Genomic DNA, 17,068 nt, shown 5'->3' on the forward strand with positions numbered 1-17,068 from the left:
ATTATTTTCCGTCTTTGCCAACGTGCAGAATGGCGAGGAACGCTTCCTGTGGTAGCTCAACGTTACCAACCTGCTTCATGCGTTTCTTACCATCTTTCTGTTTCTGCAGCAGCTTTTTCTTACGGCTGACGTCACCGCCGTAGCATTTCGCCAGAACGTTTTTACGCAGCTGTTTTACCGTTGCACGAGCAATAATATGGTTGCCAATGGCTGCCTGAATCGCGATATCAAACTGCTGACGCGGAATCAGTTCTTTCATTTTCTCGACCAGCTCGCGGCCACGGTACGGTGCGTTATCGTTGTGCGTAATCAGCGCCAGCGCATCGACGCGCTCACTGTTGATCAGCACATCCACACGGACCATGTTGGAAGCCTGGAAGCGTTTGAAGTTGTAATCGAGCGACGCGTAACCGCGCGAGGTTGACTTCAGACGGTCGAAGAAGTCGAGTACGACTTCTGCCATTGGGATTTCATAGGTGAGCGCAACCTGGTTACCGTGGTAAACCATGTTGGTCTGCACGCCACGTTTCTCGATGCACAGCGTAATTACGTTGCCCAGGAATTCCTGCGGCAGCAACATGTGACATTCGGCGATAGGCTCGCGCAGCTCTTCGATGTTATTCAGAGGCGGCAGCTTGGATGGGCTGTCGACGTAAATAATTTCTTTGTTGGTTGTTTCAACTTCATACACTACGGTCGGCGCCGTGGTGATCAGATCCAGATCGTATTCACGCTCCAGACGTTCCTGAATGATCTCCATGTGCAAAAGACCGAGGAAGCCACAGCGGAAGCCGAAGCCCAACGCAGTAGAACTTTCTGGCTCATAGAACAGGGAAGCATCGTTCAGGCTTAGCTTACCAAGCGCATCACGGAAGTTTTCGTAATCATCGGAGCTGACCGGGAACAGACCCGCGTACACCTGCGGTTTCACTTTTTTGAAGCCTGGCAGCGCTTTGTCAGCCGGGTTACGGGCTTGCGTCAGCGTATCGCCGACAGGCGCGCCCAAAATGTCTTTAATGGCACAAACCAGCCAGCCAACTTCACCGCATTTCAGTTCAGTACGGTCAACCTGTTTTGGCGTGAAAATCCCCAGGCGATCGGCGTTATAAACCTGACCGGTACTCATCACTTTGATTTTGTCGCCTTTACGCATGGTGCCGTTTTTGATTCGGACCAGCGACACAACGCCCAGGTAGTTATCAAACCAGGAGTCAATAATCAGTGCCTGCAGCGGGGCATCCACATCGCCTTCCGGTGGTGGAATGTCGCGAACCAGTCGTTCCAGTACTTCAGGAACACCCACGCCGGTTTTCGCGGAGCAGCGCACAGCATCGGTAGCATCAATGCCCACGATGTCTTCAATCTCTTCCGCTACTCGTTCCGGATCAGCAGCAGGCAGGTCGATTTTGTTAAGAACCGGCACCACTTCAAGTTCCATTTCCATTGCGGTGTAGCAGTTCGCCAGGGTCTGGGCTTCTACGCCCTGCCCTGCATCGACCACCAGCAGCGCGCCTTCACAGGCTGCCAACGAACGAGAAACCTCATACGAGAAGTCTACGTGGCCTGGGGTGTCAATGAAATTCAGTTGATAGGTTTCGCCATCGGCGGCTTTGTAATCAAGCGTGACGCTCTGCGCTTTGATGGTAATCCCACGTTCGCGTTCCAGGTCCATGGAGTCCAGAACCTGGGCTTCCATTTCACGATCAGACAGGCCACCGCAAATCTGAATAATACGGTCAGACAGCGTCGACTTACCGTGGTCAATGTGAGCAATGATCGAAAAGTTACGTATATTCTTCATATAATTAAATAATTATGCCTTACGAATTCCTGGAGGCCGCTGTTCTTAGCCTGACGTTTTTCAGTGCGAAAACGCAGCATTCTACACTACATCTTCGTCACCAGGAAATGCTGTTGAAGCCAAGCTTAGCGCGAGGATTCGGGGTTTTCATTTCAGAGATGTAAATAAAGATAAAGCCCGGTGTCATTACCGGGCTTCAGAAGAAAGCGTTTCAACGCGAAGCATATTGGGAGGAAGGCCTACGCTCAGAATGACAGGCTGCCAGGCTTCTCGCTCAGCGAGTTTTTGCGAAAAACCACGTGCCAACATGAAACCACCCACACCACCCAACGCTCCGCCGCACATTGCCGCAAGATCGGTTCCAAATAACACCTGGAAAATTCCCGCAAGCACAAATAAGCCCACGAGCGGCGAGAGGTAAACCAGCATTGCCGAGCCAAGCAAACTGCCTTCAGCAATACCAAGCTCGACCTTTTGCCCTTCGGTGAGAGGCTGTTCGCTGGGCACGGAAATCGTATGCGTCGTTTGCGGCCCGAGTTTGTTGAGTACGCGAGAGCCACATCCGGCACGGGAAGCACAACTGTTACATGAGGCTTTGACGTCGCACATGACAAGCGCGACTCCATCGCTCCACGAAACCACCGTGGCCCATTCTTTAATCATTGCGCGGCCCTAAATTTAATGCTGTCAGAAATACGCTTCGCCGTTTGCGGAGGCAGTTCTCCCACTATGGTGATTTCAGCATTATCGCGGATCGTCGAACTTACTGTTCGGCGGCCCGTTCGGAGCATTTGCTCGGAACTGTTAGCTGTCGCGCGATTGATATTCACCGAGAAGCTAAACAAACCGTCAGAATAAAGTCGGGATTCGACCGCGGTTTCAATCGTTGGAAGCTGACGGCGGCTGCTGGATATCTCACTGAAACCTTGAGGTATCCATGATGGCACCCAGTTAAAGTTAGCCGCATCGCCCGCAGGAACCGACAGCAGCGGCGGAAGGTTAGCTTTAGCCAGACTCTGCATACTGGTGCCAACCTGATTATTCACGGTAAAGGAGATCACACGAAATTGCTCAAGCGTTTCTCCGTCTCGATCGAGCAGATCGACACGCATTGGTAGCTTGGTTTCCGTATCCATCCACACTATGTAGCTATATCGTGTGCCGTCTTTCGCCACTACGCGAATCACTTCGCACAGCCTATCCGCAATGCGGGTACGGCCAACCGAAATAAAATCATAGTAGGGAGACAGACGCTTAAAGTCGGTATAGACAAGGGCGGGTAGCGAATCGACGATGTAATCACCATTGAGCGTAAAAGGTTCAAGACCTGGCTCAAAATAGCTGATTTCATTACCGCGCTGAACAACTTCACGGCGCGGGCCGTCCATCTGTAAAAGCTGGGCAAGCGGCTGTTTATCAAGACGAGCATGGCGATAGCGCAACGACTCTACACCTTGCTTATTGATACTGACAAAAGCCAACTCATAATTGAGTGACTGGCTGGCCATATTCATTTGCTGCAACAACGCCCCGGACGATAAATCAGCCGAGGCGTTGGCAGAGAAGAACAGGCTACCCGCCACCAAAGACATGGCGCACCAAAGTTGCTTCATTACTGCGATTGCGTTCCTAAAGTTTGGTTTCCTGGTACTTGCACGCCAGCTTGCTGGGTTTGCGCCTGCTCAAACTGGAGTTGTTCCGAGTGCAAGCGGCGCTGCAATTCGTAATCCTGCAACATCGCATTAATACGACGGCGCTGTTCCTGTACCTGCTGTTGCTGACCAGGACTTACCGACGCATCTGCTGGCACGCCCAGACTAACCGGACTTGCTTTGCCCATCATCGGCAGCGTATTGAACACTGGCGCTTCAGGCTGCTGATTCGCTTCAGATTGACCATTATAGTGCTGGACGCCAACAATAACTGCAAGCGATACGCATGCTGCCACACCCATTTGGGTAAGCTGACTCGCCCATGGACGCACTTTTTTCCAGAACGGCATCTTTTGCCATTGATGCGGTGCCGGCTGAGCTTCAGGAATCAACGGAATGGTTTGATGTACAGGCTCGTTCTCAATGGCCGCCATTACGCGTGCTGAGATATCGAAATGGAGAACATCGCCCGTATCACCGCGCATAGAATCACGGATGAGATGGTAACTCTCCCAGGTCTTTTGCATATCGGGAGAATGAGATAGCTCATTGAGCAACTCACTGTCCAGCGTTTCACCATCCATTAAAGCGGAAAGTTTTTCTTTCTGCATGCCTAATACCTTTTCCAGTATCCCGCTATCGTCAACGCCTGATAAGCGGTTGAACTTTATTATCAATAGCTTCTCGCGCACGAAAAATACGTGAGCGAACCGTCCCGACCGGACAATCCATGATGGCAGCTATCTCTTCATAGCTAAGGCCATCCAGTTCCCGTAACGTAATTGCCATACGTAAATCTTCCGGGAGCGACTCGATCGTTCGAAAAACTATTTGTCTCAGCTCTTCTGACAACATTAAGTTCTCAGGGTTCGAAATTTCTTTCAACGCACCGCCACTTTCGAAGTTTTCAGCTTCAATAGCATCAATATCACTTGATGGCGGACGACGCCCCTGAGCAACCAGATAATTCTTCGCTGTATTGACAGCAATTCGATACAGCCAGGTGTAAAAAGCACTATCTCCCCGGAAAGAATCCAGCGCGCGATAGGCCTTAATGAAAGACTCTTGTACCACATCAGGGACATCCCCTGAAGGGACATAACGGGACACCAGACTCGCCACTTTATGCTGATAGCGCACTACCAGTAAGTTAAAGGCTTTCTGATCTCCCTTCTGGACCCGTTCTACCAGGACCTGGTCCGTTAACTGCTCGCTCATCCGAGGTAATGTCTCCCCAAACCTAAATTCCACGCGCTATCGAAACGCCACTCTAGAAACACTGCAATGTGAGCAAGCAGGAGATTAGAGTGTCTGTTCATCAGTAAGTTCCGTTAGGCTTTTGTTTTTGTTCATCGTGTCGCAGACAGTTCATTTTCTCTCATTATATGTCTGTTAACGATACGTACCCCAATTTCTAATAGGAAATGGCATTTTTACAGCGAGCAGAGTACCGCAACACAGGTATTTTTTCACCACTAAATCTGAAGCTAACGATCTGCTTCGCAAAATATTTTCGCACATTTGCATAATTTTAGGCCCCCCGCCGATGTTTAGGCGGCGCAACACACAATAAAAAAAACGTGCTGTATATCGCGTGCTGGTGCTATTCTGGCCAAACCCTGTTTAGTAAATTAAACAAAAATCATGAACACAACTCCAGAACTCCAATGTGATGTACTGATTATCGGCAGCGGCGCGGCTGGCCTGTCCCTCGCACTTCGCCTGGCTTCTCAGCAGAAAGTGATTGTCCTGAGCAAAGGGCCGATGAGCGAAGGTTCCACTTTCTATGCACAGGGTGGCATTGCGGCTGTTTTTGATGAAACGGACAGCATTGCCTCACATGTCGAAGATACCTTGATAGCAGGCGCAGGAATTGTCGACGAGCACGCCGCTGAATTTGTAGCCAGCAATGCACGCCACTGTGTTCAGTGGCTTATCGATCAGGGCGTTTTATTCGATACGCATATTCAGCCGAATGGAGAAGAGGGCTATCACCTCACCCGTGAAGGGGGTCACAGTCATCGACGCATTTTGCACGCTGCTGATGCCACGGGTAGAGAAGTTGAGACCACGCTGGTGAGCCAGGCGCGCAACCATCCGAATATTCAGGTACTCGAACGCAGCAACGCGGTTGATTTGATTGTTTCCGATAAGATTGGCCTGCCGGGAACACGACGTGTCGTTGGCGCGTGGGTCTGGAACCGTAATAAAGAAAAAGTGGAAACCTGCCAGGCAAAATCTGTGGTGCTGGCAACGGGCGGTGCCTCTAAAGTTTACCAATATACGACAAACCCAGACATCTCCTCAGGCGATGGTATTGCTATGGCCTGGCGTGCCGGCTGCCGTGTCGCCAATCTGGAGTTTAACCAGTTTCACCCGACTGCACTGTTCCATCCTCAGGCGCGTAACTTTCTGTTGACCGAAGCCCTGCGTGGCGAAGGTGCTCATCTTAAACGCCCCGACGGCTCGCGGTTTATGCCAGACTTTGATTCACGCGGCGAACTTGCCCCGCGCGATATTGTGGCTCGCGCCATTGACCATGAAATGAAGCGTCTCGGCGTCGATTGCATGTACCTCGACATCAGCCATAAACCCGCTGATTTTGTGCGTCAGCACTTCCCGACTATCTATGAGAAATTACTCGGACTGGGAATCGATCTGACCAAAGAGCCCGTCCCCATTGTCCCTGCTGCACACTATACATGCGGCGGCGTAATGGTGGACGACCATGGGCGTACAGACGTTGATGGTCTCTATGCTATCGGCGAGGTGAGCTACACCGGGCTGCATGGGGCAAACCGTATGGCATCAAACTCGCTGCTCGAATGTCTGGTCTATGGCTGGTCAGCTGCAGAAGATATCACCAAACGTACGCCATATGCCCGCCAGGTAGAATCCCTTCCTGCGTGGGATGAGAGCCGAGTCGATAATCCGGATGAACTGGTGGTCATTCAGCATAACTGGCATGAGTTGAGATTGTTTATGTGGGATTACGTCGGGATTGTGCGAACCACTAAACGCCTGGAACGCGCATTGCGGCGTATTACCATGCTCCAACAAGAAATCGATGAGTATTACGCCCATTTCCGCGTGTCCAATAACTTGCTTGAACTGCGTAATCTGGTACAGGTTGCTGAGCTGATTGTCCGGTGCGCCATGATGCGTAAAGAGAGTCGCGGCTTACATTACACGCTGGATTACCCCGACCAACTGGAAGAATCGGGGCCGTCAATTCTGGCCCCACTTGTTCACATAAACAGGTAAAATGGCTGGGTCAGCGCAGTGTAATCTTCGGAGTAGCGCTGGTCTGGCCCGCGAATTACCATTCGATCGCTAAAACACTCCCCCTCTTTCGGGGATAGCGCAATCAATACCCGGTGAGGCAGTTTTCCCTCGGTATCGGCAATATCGGTTCGCAGACGTAAAAACCAGCCGATGTCGAGCGCAGTCTTGATGAAAGTATTTCCGGTATTTTCAGGTAAAACGACGCAGAAAAAACCTTCTTCGGAGATTAAATTGGCTGCCGCCGTTAAAAGCGCAGGATGTGCAAGCGAACCGGTATAACGTGCCTGGTCACGTTCTGGCGTGCCGCAGTCAACGCCCGGCTCATAATAAGGGGGATTGCTGACGATAAGATCGTAGCGCGCCGTTTGCTCGGGTGCCCACGCCAGTATATCAGCGCATTGCACCTGAACGCGTTCAGCCCAGGGCGATTCAGCTGCGTTCTCCCTGGCCTGATTTGCCGCCTGAACATCCAGCTCGACCGCATCAATCGTGACATGCTGCTCTGTACGCTGCGCCAGCATCAGCGCTAAAAGGCCACTCCCGCTACCGATATCCAAAATTCGCTTTACGCCCGCGACGGGAGCCCATGCACCGAGTAAAATACCATCAGTGCCGACTTTCATCGCGCAACGATCGTGCGCTACAAAGAACTGTTTAAATGTGAAACCATCGCGGCGCAACAGCGCTTTGGGTTGGGACATGTCAAAACAACCTTCTTAAATAAAACGGGAGTAGCATAGGGGAAAGCGAAGTGGTGGAAAAGGGATATCCATACAAACAGATGAAGATTGCAGCCATAACGTCTATAATCAGCGCCCCACACAGAGGTAGAACATGACTGTAACGACTTTTTCCGAACTTGAACTCGATGAATGCCTGCTGGAAGCTCTCCAGAATAAAGGCTTCACACGCCCGACTGCCATCCAGGCGGCTGCCATTCCGCCTGCGTTAGAAGGCCGTGATGTACTCGGTTCTGCGCCGACAGGCACCGGTAAAACGGCGGCGTATTTGCTGCCTGTCTTGCAGCATCTTATTGATTTCCCTCGCAAGAAATCTGGCCCACCGCGTATTTTGATTCTGACACCTACACGTGAGTTAGCCGTTCAGGTAGCAGAACATGCGCGTGAATTAGCCGCAAAAACCCATCTGGATATTGCCACCATCACCGGTGGTGTCGCTTACATGAACCACGCTGAAGTGTTCAGTGAGAACCAGGATATCGTGGTGGCGACAACCGGTCGATTGATGCAATACATCAAAGAAGAGAACTTTGACTGCCGCGCAGTAGAAACGCTGATCCTCGATGAAGCAGACCGTATGCTGGAATTGGGCTTTGCGCAGGACATTGAGCATATCGCAGGTGAAACGCGCTGGCGTAAACAGACGATGCTGTTCTCCGCGACGCTTGAAGGCGATGCGATTAAAGACTTTGCCGAGCGTCTTCTTGAGGATCCGGCCGAAGTTTCCGCCACGCCGTCTACGCGTGAGCGCAAAAAGATCCACCAGTGGTATTACCGCGCCGATAACTTTGAACACAAGCTTGAGTTGCTAAAGCACCTGCTCAAACAAGATGATACGACGCGTACCATTGTTTTTGTGCGTAAACGCGAGCGCGTGCATGAGCTGGCGGCTCAGCTGCGTTCCGCGGGCATCGATAACTGTTATCTTGAAGGTGACATGCCGCAGGTGAAACGCACCGAAGGGATTAAACGTCTGACTGAAGGTCGCGTTAATGTTCTGGTGGCGACCGACGTAGCGGCGCGCGGCATCGACATTCCTGAAGTAAGTCATGTTATTAACTTCGACATGCCGCGCAGCGGGGATACCTATCTTCACCGTATCGGTCGTACCGGACGTGCGGGCCTGAAGGGCACGGCGATTTCTTTGGTTGAGGCACATGACTATCTGCTGCTTCAAAAAGTAGGCCGTTACATCGAGGAGCCCGTGAAAGCGCGCGTGATTGATGAGTTACGCCCTACGACGCGCCCGCCAAGCGAGAAAATGACGGGTAAACCGTCCAAGAAAGTGCTTGCGAAACGTGAAGAGCAGAAACAGAAAGAAAAAGAAAAACCGCGCGTGAAGGACCGTCACCGCGATGCCAAGAATATTGGTAAACGCCGTAAGCCAAGTGGCTCAACAGCGACTTCTACGAAAGAAGAATAAAAAAACGCCGGGCTTAATACCCGGCGTTTTTATTTACCGCAACCCTTACAGGCTTGCAGTAAAGGTACGCGCAATCACGTCGCGCTGTTGTTCTGGCGTCAGTGAGTTAAAGCGTACGGCATAACCTGAAACGCGGATGGTCAACTGCGGATATTTTTCTGGATGCTTAACCGCATCTTCCAGGGTCTCGCGACGCAGTACGTTAACATTCAGGTGTTGACCACCTTCAACGCGTACTTCTGGTTGGATTTCCATTGGGATTTCACGGTATTCGATTTCGCCCAGTTTGTTTACTGGCACAATTTGGTCTTCCGCAAAACCGGCTTTCGCCACGACGCAACGCGCTTCACCTTTCTCGCTGTCCAGCAGCCAGAAGGAATTCAACAGGTCGTCATTTGCAGCTTTAGTGATCTGGATACCCGTAATCATATGATGCCTCCCATAACCTACATTATTTGGTGTCGGCCATTAGCGGCCAATTGGTAAAACCATTGTTTCTTGAGTGTATATATATCAGTCGAACCCGCCCCATTCATTGACCTAAATCAACAAAAACCAGACCTTACAAATTGTGTGGTTTGGATTTGTTGTTTTATATCAATTTTCACTCCGTGAAATCTGGGTTTGTTTTCATTCTTTTCAAGTCTTAAAGACTTTATTCCTAACGGATTTTGCGCCCCCGAGATTAACGGTTAAGCTAGGCGCAGATAAAATTCGCAGGAGAGCGAGATGACCACTTCATTAACATGGCATGACGTGTTGGCTGATGAAAAACAACAACCCTATTTTTTGAATACGCTCAACACCGTCGCCGATGAAAGACAATCAGGCCAAACAATCTATCCGCCGCAAAAAGATGTGTTCAACGCTTTTCGTTACACCGAGTTGAATAACGTCAAAGTCGTGATCCTGGGTCAGGATCCCTACCACGGTCCAGGACAAGCACATGGTCTGGCTTTCTCTGTTCGTCCAGGCATTGCCACCCCGCCTTCGCTGCTGAACATGTATAAAGAGCTGGAAGGTTCTATACCTGGTTTTACGCGTCCAGCACATGGCTATCTGGAAAGCTGGGCGCATCAGGGAGTGCTGCTTCTCAATACGGTGTTGACCGTGCGCGCAGGACAGGCACATTCTCATGCCAGCCTCGGCTGGGAAACGTTCACCGACAAAGTGATTGGCCTGATCAACGAACATCAGGAAGGCGTTGTGTTTTTACTGTGGGGAGCGCATGCGCAGAAGAAAGGGGCGATTATTGATCCCAAGCGCCACCACGTACTGAAAGCGCCCCATCCTTCTCCGCTGTCAGCTCATCGCGGCTTTTTTGGCTGCAATCATTTTGTGTTAGCGAATGAGTGGTTAGCAAAACGTGGCGAGAAGCCTATCGACTGGATGCCAGTATTACCGGCGGAAAGTGAGTAATTTTTAAGCGGATTTACAGGTAAACACCAAAATGAATATGCCCGACAATCGCCGGGCACAGTAAACAATGCGAGATTACGCTTTGTTTTGACGCCACCATTCAGCCAGCAGAACGCCGGTTGCAACGGAAACGTTAAGGCTTTCTACTTTGCCAGTCCCTTCGATAGAAACACTCAAATCGGCCGTGGAAAGCGCAGCATCAGACAAACCATCACGTTCCTGACCCAGCACCAGCACCATTTTGCGCGGCAACGTCGCCTGGAACAGCGGCGTGCCTGTATGGCTGGATGTAGTAACGATGGAATAACCCGCTTTGCGGAATTCCTCAATTGCATCCAGTACGCTTTCGCCGGTGATCGGTTGGACATGTTCAGCCCCACCTTCAGCCGTACGAATCGCTGCACCTGACTCGACAATTGCCGCATCCTGTAACAGGATGCCTTTCACGCCGAAGTGCGCGCAGCTACGCATCATTGCGCCCAGATTATGCGGGTTACCCACATCTTCCAGTGCCAGTACACAGTCATCGGCATCCGCCTGGCTGACCCACTGCTGAACGGTTGTGCCGTTACGCTTTTTGATCAGGAAGCAAACGCCACCGTGATGCTCAGTGCCCGACGCTTTCGTCAGCTCTTCGTCATCAACAACGTGGTATGCCTTACGGTTTGCAGCCATCCAGCGAAGCGCTTCTTTGAAACGCGGCGTTACGCTCTGGATAAACCAGGCACGAACGATACATTCCGGACGGCTCTGGAACAGGGCCTGACACGCATTTTCACCGTACACACGGGTTTCTTCTGCGCGTTGACGGCGCAGCACTTCCGGATCGATGAAGCTTTTACCACTGATTCCACCGTGATCGGCCTTAGCCGGTGCGTCGTCAGTTGGGGCACGAGACACCGTGCGCCATGGCGAGGAATCACGTTGGAAATCATCCCGAGGGCGGTCGTCGCGTTTGCGATCGTCACGCTTACGGTCATCACGTTTGCGGTCATCACCGCGGGAATTTCTGTCATCGCGGGCGGGGCGACGGCCACCGTCTGCACGCGACGATGCTGGACGCCCTGCACCCTTTCCGGTACGCGGATTAACGGTGCGTTTGTCAGAATCATCATCACTGCGGACATACATCACTTTGACCTTGCCGCTTTTATTTTTCAGTTCATCGTTCATGCTTTTCTCCACCAGCGCTGCGCGAAGCGCGCAGATTACCCGATGTGCAAGCGCATAGCCATTATTTCGTTTAAAAGCCTGTGACTATTGTTCCTATTGAATAAAACGCATTGTCGTTTCAAACAAGCTCAATGATAATATGTAACATCTCGGAAACATTATCGGCATTATGCCGCTTTGTGCTACTGCTCTATCAGAGGTTAGTTATGAATACCGTATGTGCCAACTGCCAGGCTCTTAATCGCATTCCGGAAGGCCGCATTGATGATGGAGCAAAATGTGGGCGTTGCGGTCATGAGCTTTTCGATGGCGACGTGATTAACGCCACGGGTGCAACGCTCGACAAACTGCTGAAAGACGATCTCCCTGTTGTCGTCGATTTCTGGGCACCCTGGTGTGGCCCGTGCCGTAACTTTGCGCCCATCTTTGAGGACGTAGCGGAAGAACGCAGCGGCAAAATGCGTTTTGTGAAAGTGAATACCGAAGCTGAACGCGAACTCAGCGCGCGTTTTCGCATTCGCAGCATTCCGACTATCATGATTTTCAAAAATGGCGAAATGGTCGATATGCTTAATGGGGCCGTACCAAAGGTGCCTTTTGAAAGCTGGTTGAACGAATCGCTCTAACATTCGCGGGGTGCATCTTGTGCCCCGCAGTTGGCTCTGCGAAAATGGCATTTTCCCTACGCCACTTCTATGACTGATAACGCCGTACTCCAATTACGCGCCGAACGCCTGGCGCGTGCGACCCGTCCTTTTCTTGCTCGTGGCAACCGCGTTCGTCGCTGCCAGCGTTGCTTGCTGCCCCTTAAACTCTGCCTGTGCGAAACGCTGGCTTCCAGCGACGCTAACAGCCGTTTTTGCCTGGTGATGTTTGATACTGAGCCCATGAAACCCAGCAATACTGGCCGATTGATTGCCGATATTCTCCCGAATACTGCTGCGTTCCAGTGGTCGCGAACCGATCCACCACAGGCACTGCTTGATCTGGTTGCAAACCCAGATTATCAACCGATGGTGGTGTTTCCTGCCTCTTACGCAGGGCCTGACAGGAAGGTGATGTCAACGCCGGCGACGGGAAAGCCCCCTCTGTTCATTATGCTGGATGGCACCTGGACCGAAGCGCGCAAAATGTTTCGCAAGAGCCCATATCTGGATGCACTCCCTGTGATCTCGGTCGATCTCTCCAGAGTGTCGGCCTACCGACTACGTGCAGCTCATGCTGAAGATCAATATTGCACGGCTGAAGTGGCTATCGCTCTGCTGGATCTGGCGGGCGATACCCTCGCTGCCAGCGCTTTGGGCAACCATTTTTCCTGTTTCCGTGAGCGTTATCTGGCAGGAAAACCCAATCGTTCGGGAAGCGTCACAGCAGAAGAGTCAGAAAGCGTTTAAAATCATCAGGTCACTCGTGCTTTCAGGAGACTTGTATGAGCCAGCGAGGGCTAGAAGCGCTACTCCGCCCTAAATCTATTGCCGTTATTGGCGCATCCATGAAACCCGATCGCGCGGGATATTTAATGATGCGCAATCTGCTGGCCGGGGGCTTTAATGGTCCGGTGATGCCCGTTACGCCGGCATATAAAGCGGTTCAGGGTGTGCTTGCGTGGCCCGATGTTGCCAGTCTGCCGTTTGTACCCGACCTCGCTGTTCTGTGTACGCATGCCAAACGCAACATCACGTTGCTGGAAGCGTTGGGTGAGAAAGGCTGTAAAACCTGCATCATTCTCTCTTCCCCGCCTGAGCAGCAGGCAGAACTCCTGGCCTGTGCCAGCCGTTTTCAGATGCGCCTGCTGGGGCCAAACAGTTTGGGATTGCTGGCCCCCTGGCAGGGTTTAAACGCTAGCTTCTCTCCAGTCCCGATACGTAAAGGTAAGTTAGCCTTTATTTCTCAATCAGCAGCCGTATCTAACACGATTCTTGATTGGGCCCAGCAGCGTGAAATGGGGTTTTCGTATTTTATCGCACTGGGTGATAGCCTCGATATCGACGTGGATGAGCTGCTGGATTTCCTCGCGCGTGACAGTAAAACCAGCGCCATACTGCTGTATCTGGAACATTTAAGCGACGCGCGACGCTTTGTCTCCGCAGCCCGCAGTGCCGCGCGTAACAAACCTATTCTGGTCATTAAAAGCGGTCGTAGCCCGGCAGCGCAGCGTCTGCTCCACTCCCATTCAGGTATGGATCCTGCCTGGGACGCCGCCATTCAGCGCGCAGGTCTGCTGCGTGTGCAGGATACTCATGAGCTTTTCTCTGCCGTAGAGACGTTGAGCCATATGCGTCCATTGCGTGGTGAAAGGCTGATGATCATCAGCAATGGTGCCGCGCCCGCTGCATTGGCGCTGGATGAGCTGTGGTTACGCAATGGAAAATTGGCCACGTTGAGTGAAGAGATGCTTGGCAAATTACGTGAAGCATTTCCGGACAGCGTGACGCCGGGTAATCCGCTCGATCTGCGAGACGATGCCAGCAGCGAGCGCTATACCAAAGCCGTTTCATTATTGCTGGATAGTCAAGACTTTGATGCGCTAATGGTGATCCACTCGCCTAGCGCCGCAGCCCCAGGCAGCGAAAGCGCCAGAGCGTTAATCGATGCTGTCAAAAATCATCCACGTGGAAAATACGTCACTCTGCTGACGAACTGGTGCGGTGAGTTTTCGTCGCAAGAAGCGCGGCGCTTATTCAGCGAGGCTGGGCTCCCGACGTACCGCACGCCAGAAGGGACGATTACGGCGTTTATGCATATGGTTGAGTATCGTCGTAACCAAAAACAACTGCGTGAAACGCCCGCGTTACCTGACAATCTTACGGCAAACACGACAGCGGCTCATAATCTGTTACGTTCGGCAATCGAAGACGGTGCGCGTGCGCTTGATACTCATGAGGTCCAGCCGATCCTCGATGCCTATGGCATACACACTCTCTCGACCTGGATCGCCGGAGATAGCGCCGAGGCTGTGCACATTGCCGAACAGATTGGTTATCCCGTTGCATTGAAACTCCGCTCCCCTGATATTCCGCATAAGTCGGATGTACAAGGGGTGATGCTTTACCTGCGCACCGCAGCGGAAGTGCAGCAGGCCGCTGAAGCAATTTTTGATCGCGTCAAAATGGCCTGGCCCCAAGCCAGGGTTCATGGGCTACTGGTCCAAAGCATGGCTAATCGTGCCGGAGCGCAAGAACTGAGAGTCGTGGTCGAACAGGATCCTGTATTTGGTCCGCTGATCATGTTGGGCGAAGGCGGCGTAGAGTGGCACCCGGAAGAACAGGCTGTCGTGGCATTGCCTCCGCTGAATATGAACCTGGCGCGCTATCTGGTGATTCAGGCTATCAAAAGTAAAAAAATCCGTGGACGCAGTGCGCTTCAGCCTCTGGATATTGCCGGGTTAAGCCAATTTTTAGTGCAAGTATCGAACCTGATTGTTGATTGTGCAGAAATCCAGCGATTAGATATTCATCCGCTTTTGGCTTCAGGTAACGAGTTTACGGCTCTGGATGTGACGCTGGATATCGCGCCATTTGATGGTGTCCGGGAGAATCGACTGGCCATCCGCCCTTATCCTTTGCACCAGGAAGAGTGGGTCGAGTTAAAAAGCGGGGAAAGCGTGCTCTTTCGCCCTATCCTCCCTGAAGACGAGCCGCAGCTACGAGTCTTTATCGGGCAGGTTACTAAAGAGGATTTGTATTATCGTTACTTTAGTGAGATCAGCGAATTTACCCACGAAGATTTAGCCAATATGACCCAGATCGACTACGATCGGGAAATGGCCTTTGTGGCCGTTCGTCATCATGATAGCGGCGATGAGATCCTGGGCGTGACGCGTGCGATCTCCGATCCTGACAATGTCGATGCGGAATTTGCGGTGCTCGTTCGGTCCGATCTGAAAGGACTCGGTCTGGGGCGGCAACTGTTAGAAAAACTGATCAGTTACACTCGCGATCACGGATTGCTGTGCCTGAATGGTATTACGATGCCCCATAACCGCGGCATGATTACCCTGGCGCGTAAACTCGGATTTGACGTAGATATTCAGTTGGACGAAGGGATTGTTGCTCTGTCGCTTAGTCTGACACCGGCGTTGAGTCGGAAGTAAGGTACTGGAAATGTTGACCACTTGGACTTTACTGGTGGTATCATTGTCCGCTTATGTTGTCTGCAGATGTCAGATAACCCTTCAATGAACAGAGAAGATACGCACTGTGATGTTGTCAAAATTTAAGCGCAATAAACATCAACAACACCTTGCTCAACTACCGAAGATTTCTCAGTCAGTTGATGATGTCGAGTTCTTTTATGCTCCCGCCCATTTTCGGGAGACACTTCTGGAAAAGATCGCGAGTGCCACTCAGCGTATTTGTATTGTGGCACTTTATCTTGAACAGGATGAAGGCGGACGTGCCATTTTAAGCGCAGTCTATGAGGCGAAACGTCAGCGCCCGGAACTTGACGTTCGCATACTAGTTGACTGGCATCGTGCACAACGAGGCCGGATTGGCGCTGCTGCATCAAACACCAATGCAGACTGGTACTGCCGCATGGCTCAGGAAAATCCAAGCGTAGACGTGCGTGTCTACGGCGTACCCGTCAATACTCGCGAAGCGCTTGGTGTTCTGCATTTTAAAGGCTTCATCATTGATGACTGCGTCCTTTATAGTGGCGCCAGCCTTAATGACGTTTATCTGCATCAGCTCGATAAATATCGTTATGATCGTTATCACCTTATTCGCAATAAACAGATGACGGATATTATGTTTAACTGGGTGGATCAAAACCTGGTACATGGCCGCGGCGTGAATCGCCTTGATGATCCTAATCGTCCAAAAAGTCCGGAAATTAAAAATGACGTCCGCCTTTTCCGTCAGGAATTACGCGATGCGGTTTATCATTTTCATGGCGATGCAGATAATGAACAGCTTTCAGTTACGCCATTAGTCGGTTTGGGTAAATCCAGCCTGCTGAATAAGACCATCTATCATTTGATGCCCTGTACTGAACAAAAGCTGACTATCTGTACGCCGTATTTCAATTTACCCGCCATCCTGGTTCGTAACATCATCCAGCTACTGCGTGATGGTAAAAAAGTCGAAATTATCGTTGGCGATAAAACGGCAAATGATTTCTTTATCCCAGAAGATCAGCCATTTAAGATTATTGGTGCGCTACCCTATCTCTATGAAATTAACCTGCGCCGATTCCTGAGCCGTCTGCAATATTACGTCAATACCGATCAGCTCATCGTTCGTCTCTGGAAGGATGATGACAACAGCTATCATCTTAAAGGTATGTGGGTGGACGATAACTGGATGCTTCTGACAGGGAATAATTTAAACCCACGAGCATGGCGTCTGGATCTTGAAAATGCGATCCTGATTCACGATCCACGGCATGAACTTTCTGCCCAACGTGAACGTGAACTCGAATTAATCCGTACTCATACACTCACTGTTCGCCACTATCGCGATCTTCAGAGTATTGCAGACTATCCGGTGAAAGTGCGTAAGCTTATCCGCCGTTTACGCCGGATACGTATTGATCGCTTAATTAGCCGCATTTTGTAATGCCCAGGCCCTGTCAT

Annotated in this window: 16 protein-coding genes; 7 read left to right on the plus strand and 9 right to left on the minus strand. The window is 51.3% G+C overall.

What is annotated here, in order from left to right:
- Position 1 precedes the first annotated feature (1 nt).
- The 6 genes from lepA to rseD form a co-directional block, all read right to left on the minus strand.
- A complete protein-coding gene (lepA, locus tag I6L74_RS02775; RefSeq protein ID WP_059179476.1) occupies positions 2-1,801 on the minus strand; it encodes a translation elongation factor 4 in 1,800 nt (599 codons plus the stop codon).
- Positions 1,802-1,987: 186 nt separating this feature from the next.
- Complete coding sequence (gene rseC, locus I6L74_RS02780; RefSeq protein WP_059179477.1) at positions 1,988-2,464, minus strand: SoxR-reducing system protein RseC; 477 nt, start codon at positions 2,462-2,464, stop codon at positions 1,988-1,990.
- Positions 2,461-3,414, minus strand: a complete 954-nt coding sequence (gene rseB / locus I6L74_RS02785; protein WP_059179478.1) for a sigma-E factor regulatory protein RseB — start codon at positions 3,412-3,414, stop codon at positions 2,461-2,463. The genes rseC and rseB overlap by 4 nt, the downstream gene beginning before the upstream one ends.
- Positions 3,414-4,064, minus strand: coding sequence for an anti-sigma-E factor RseA (rseA, locus tag I6L74_RS02790; RefSeq protein WP_059179479.1), 651 nt, complete (start codon positions 4,062-4,064; stop codon positions 3,414-3,416). Before rseA ends, rseB begins: the two co-directional genes overlap by 1 nt.
- Before the next feature lie 31 nt (positions 4,065-4,095).
- The gene (gene rpoE / locus I6L74_RS02795; protein WP_015960054.1) at positions 4,096-4,671 is read right to left on the minus strand and encodes an RNA polymerase sigma factor RpoE; all 576 of its coding nucleotides are present in this window, start codon (positions 4,669-4,671) and stop codon (positions 4,096-4,098) included.
- The gene (rseD, locus tag I6L74_RS02800) at positions 4,668-4,772 is read right to left on the minus strand and encodes a rpoE leader peptide RseD (protein ID WP_237730711.1); all 105 of its coding nucleotides are present in this window, start codon (positions 4,770-4,772) and stop codon (positions 4,668-4,670) included. Before rseD ends, rpoE begins: the two co-directional genes overlap by 4 nt.
- Before the next feature lie 325 nt (positions 4,773-5,097).
- Between rseD and nadB the strand changes: the two genes are divergently transcribed.
- On the plus strand, positions 5,098-6,717 hold the full coding sequence (nadB, locus tag I6L74_RS02805) for an L-aspartate oxidase (protein WP_059179480.1): 1,620 nt from the start codon (positions 5,098-5,100) through the stop codon (positions 6,715-6,717).
- Here nadB and trmN read toward each other — a convergent pair.
- Complete coding sequence (trmN, locus tag I6L74_RS02810; protein ID WP_059179481.1) at positions 6,702-7,439, minus strand: tRNA(1)(Val) (adenine(37)-N(6))-methyltransferase TrmN; 738 nt, start codon at positions 7,437-7,439, stop codon at positions 6,702-6,704. The genes nadB and trmN overlap by 16 nt on opposite strands.
- 133 nt (positions 7,440-7,572) lie before the next feature.
- Between trmN and srmB the strand changes: the two genes are divergently transcribed.
- On the plus strand, positions 7,573-8,901 hold the full coding sequence (srmB, locus tag I6L74_RS02815) for an ATP-dependent RNA helicase SrmB (RefSeq protein ID WP_059179482.1): 1,329 nt from the start codon (positions 7,573-7,575) through the stop codon (positions 8,899-8,901).
- A 45-nt stretch (positions 8,902-8,946) separates the two neighbouring features.
- On the opposite strand, the gene grcA is transcribed toward srmB, so the two are convergent.
- Positions 8,947-9,330, minus strand: a complete 384-nt coding sequence (gene grcA, locus I6L74_RS02820; RefSeq protein ID WP_015960058.1) for an autonomous glycyl radical cofactor GrcA — start codon at positions 9,328-9,330, stop codon at positions 8,947-8,949.
- 300 nt (positions 9,331-9,630) lie between these two features.
- Here grcA and ung point away from each other — a divergent pair, with 300 nt between their 5' ends.
- A complete protein-coding gene (ung, locus tag I6L74_RS02825) occupies positions 9,631-10,320 on the plus strand; it encodes a uracil-DNA glycosylase (RefSeq protein ID WP_059179483.1) in 690 nt (229 codons plus the stop codon).
- Positions 10,321-10,395: 75 nt separating this feature from the next.
- On the opposite strand, the gene I6L74_RS02830 is transcribed toward ung, so the two are convergent.
- Positions 10,396-11,493 carry a tRNA/rRNA methyltransferase gene (locus tag I6L74_RS02830; protein WP_059179484.1) on the minus strand — a complete coding sequence of 366 codons (1,098 nt, stop codon included), beginning with the start codon at positions 11,491-11,493 and terminating at the stop codon, positions 10,396-10,398.
- A 206-nt stretch (positions 11,494-11,699) separates the two neighbouring features.
- Between I6L74_RS02830 and trxC the strand changes: the two genes are divergently transcribed.
- The 4 genes from trxC (at position 11,700) to pssA (ending at position 17,051) form a co-directional block, all read left to right on the plus strand.
- The gene (gene trxC / locus I6L74_RS02835; protein ID WP_059179485.1) at positions 11,700-12,119 is read left to right on the plus strand and encodes a thioredoxin TrxC; all 420 of its coding nucleotides are present in this window, start codon (positions 11,700-11,702) and stop codon (positions 12,117-12,119) included.
- Between the two features lie 69 nt (positions 12,120-12,188).
- Positions 12,189-12,887 (plus strand): tRNA-uridine aminocarboxypropyltransferase, encoded by a 699-nt coding sequence (locus I6L74_RS02840; protein ID WP_059179486.1) that lies wholly within the window; start codon positions 12,189-12,191, stop codon positions 12,885-12,887.
- A 35-nt stretch (positions 12,888-12,922) separates the two neighbouring features.
- Positions 12,923-15,586: a bifunctional acetate--CoA ligase family protein/GNAT family N-acetyltransferase gene (locus I6L74_RS02845; protein WP_059179487.1), complete on the plus strand. Its 2,664-nt coding sequence runs from the start codon at positions 12,923-12,925 to the stop codon at positions 15,584-15,586.
- A gap of 109 nt (positions 15,587-15,695) precedes the next feature.
- Positions 15,696-17,051 (plus strand): CDP-diacylglycerol--serine O-phosphatidyltransferase, encoded by a 1,356-nt coding sequence (gene pssA / locus I6L74_RS02855; protein WP_059179488.1) that lies wholly within the window; start codon positions 15,696-15,698, stop codon positions 17,049-17,051.
- Positions 17,052-17,068 lie beyond the last annotated feature (17 nt).

This window comes from Lelliottia amnigena (assembly GCF_019047465.1).
Classification (GTDB): domain Bacteria; phylum Pseudomonadota; class Gammaproteobacteria; order Enterobacterales; family Enterobacteriaceae; genus Enterobacter; species Enterobacter amnigenus.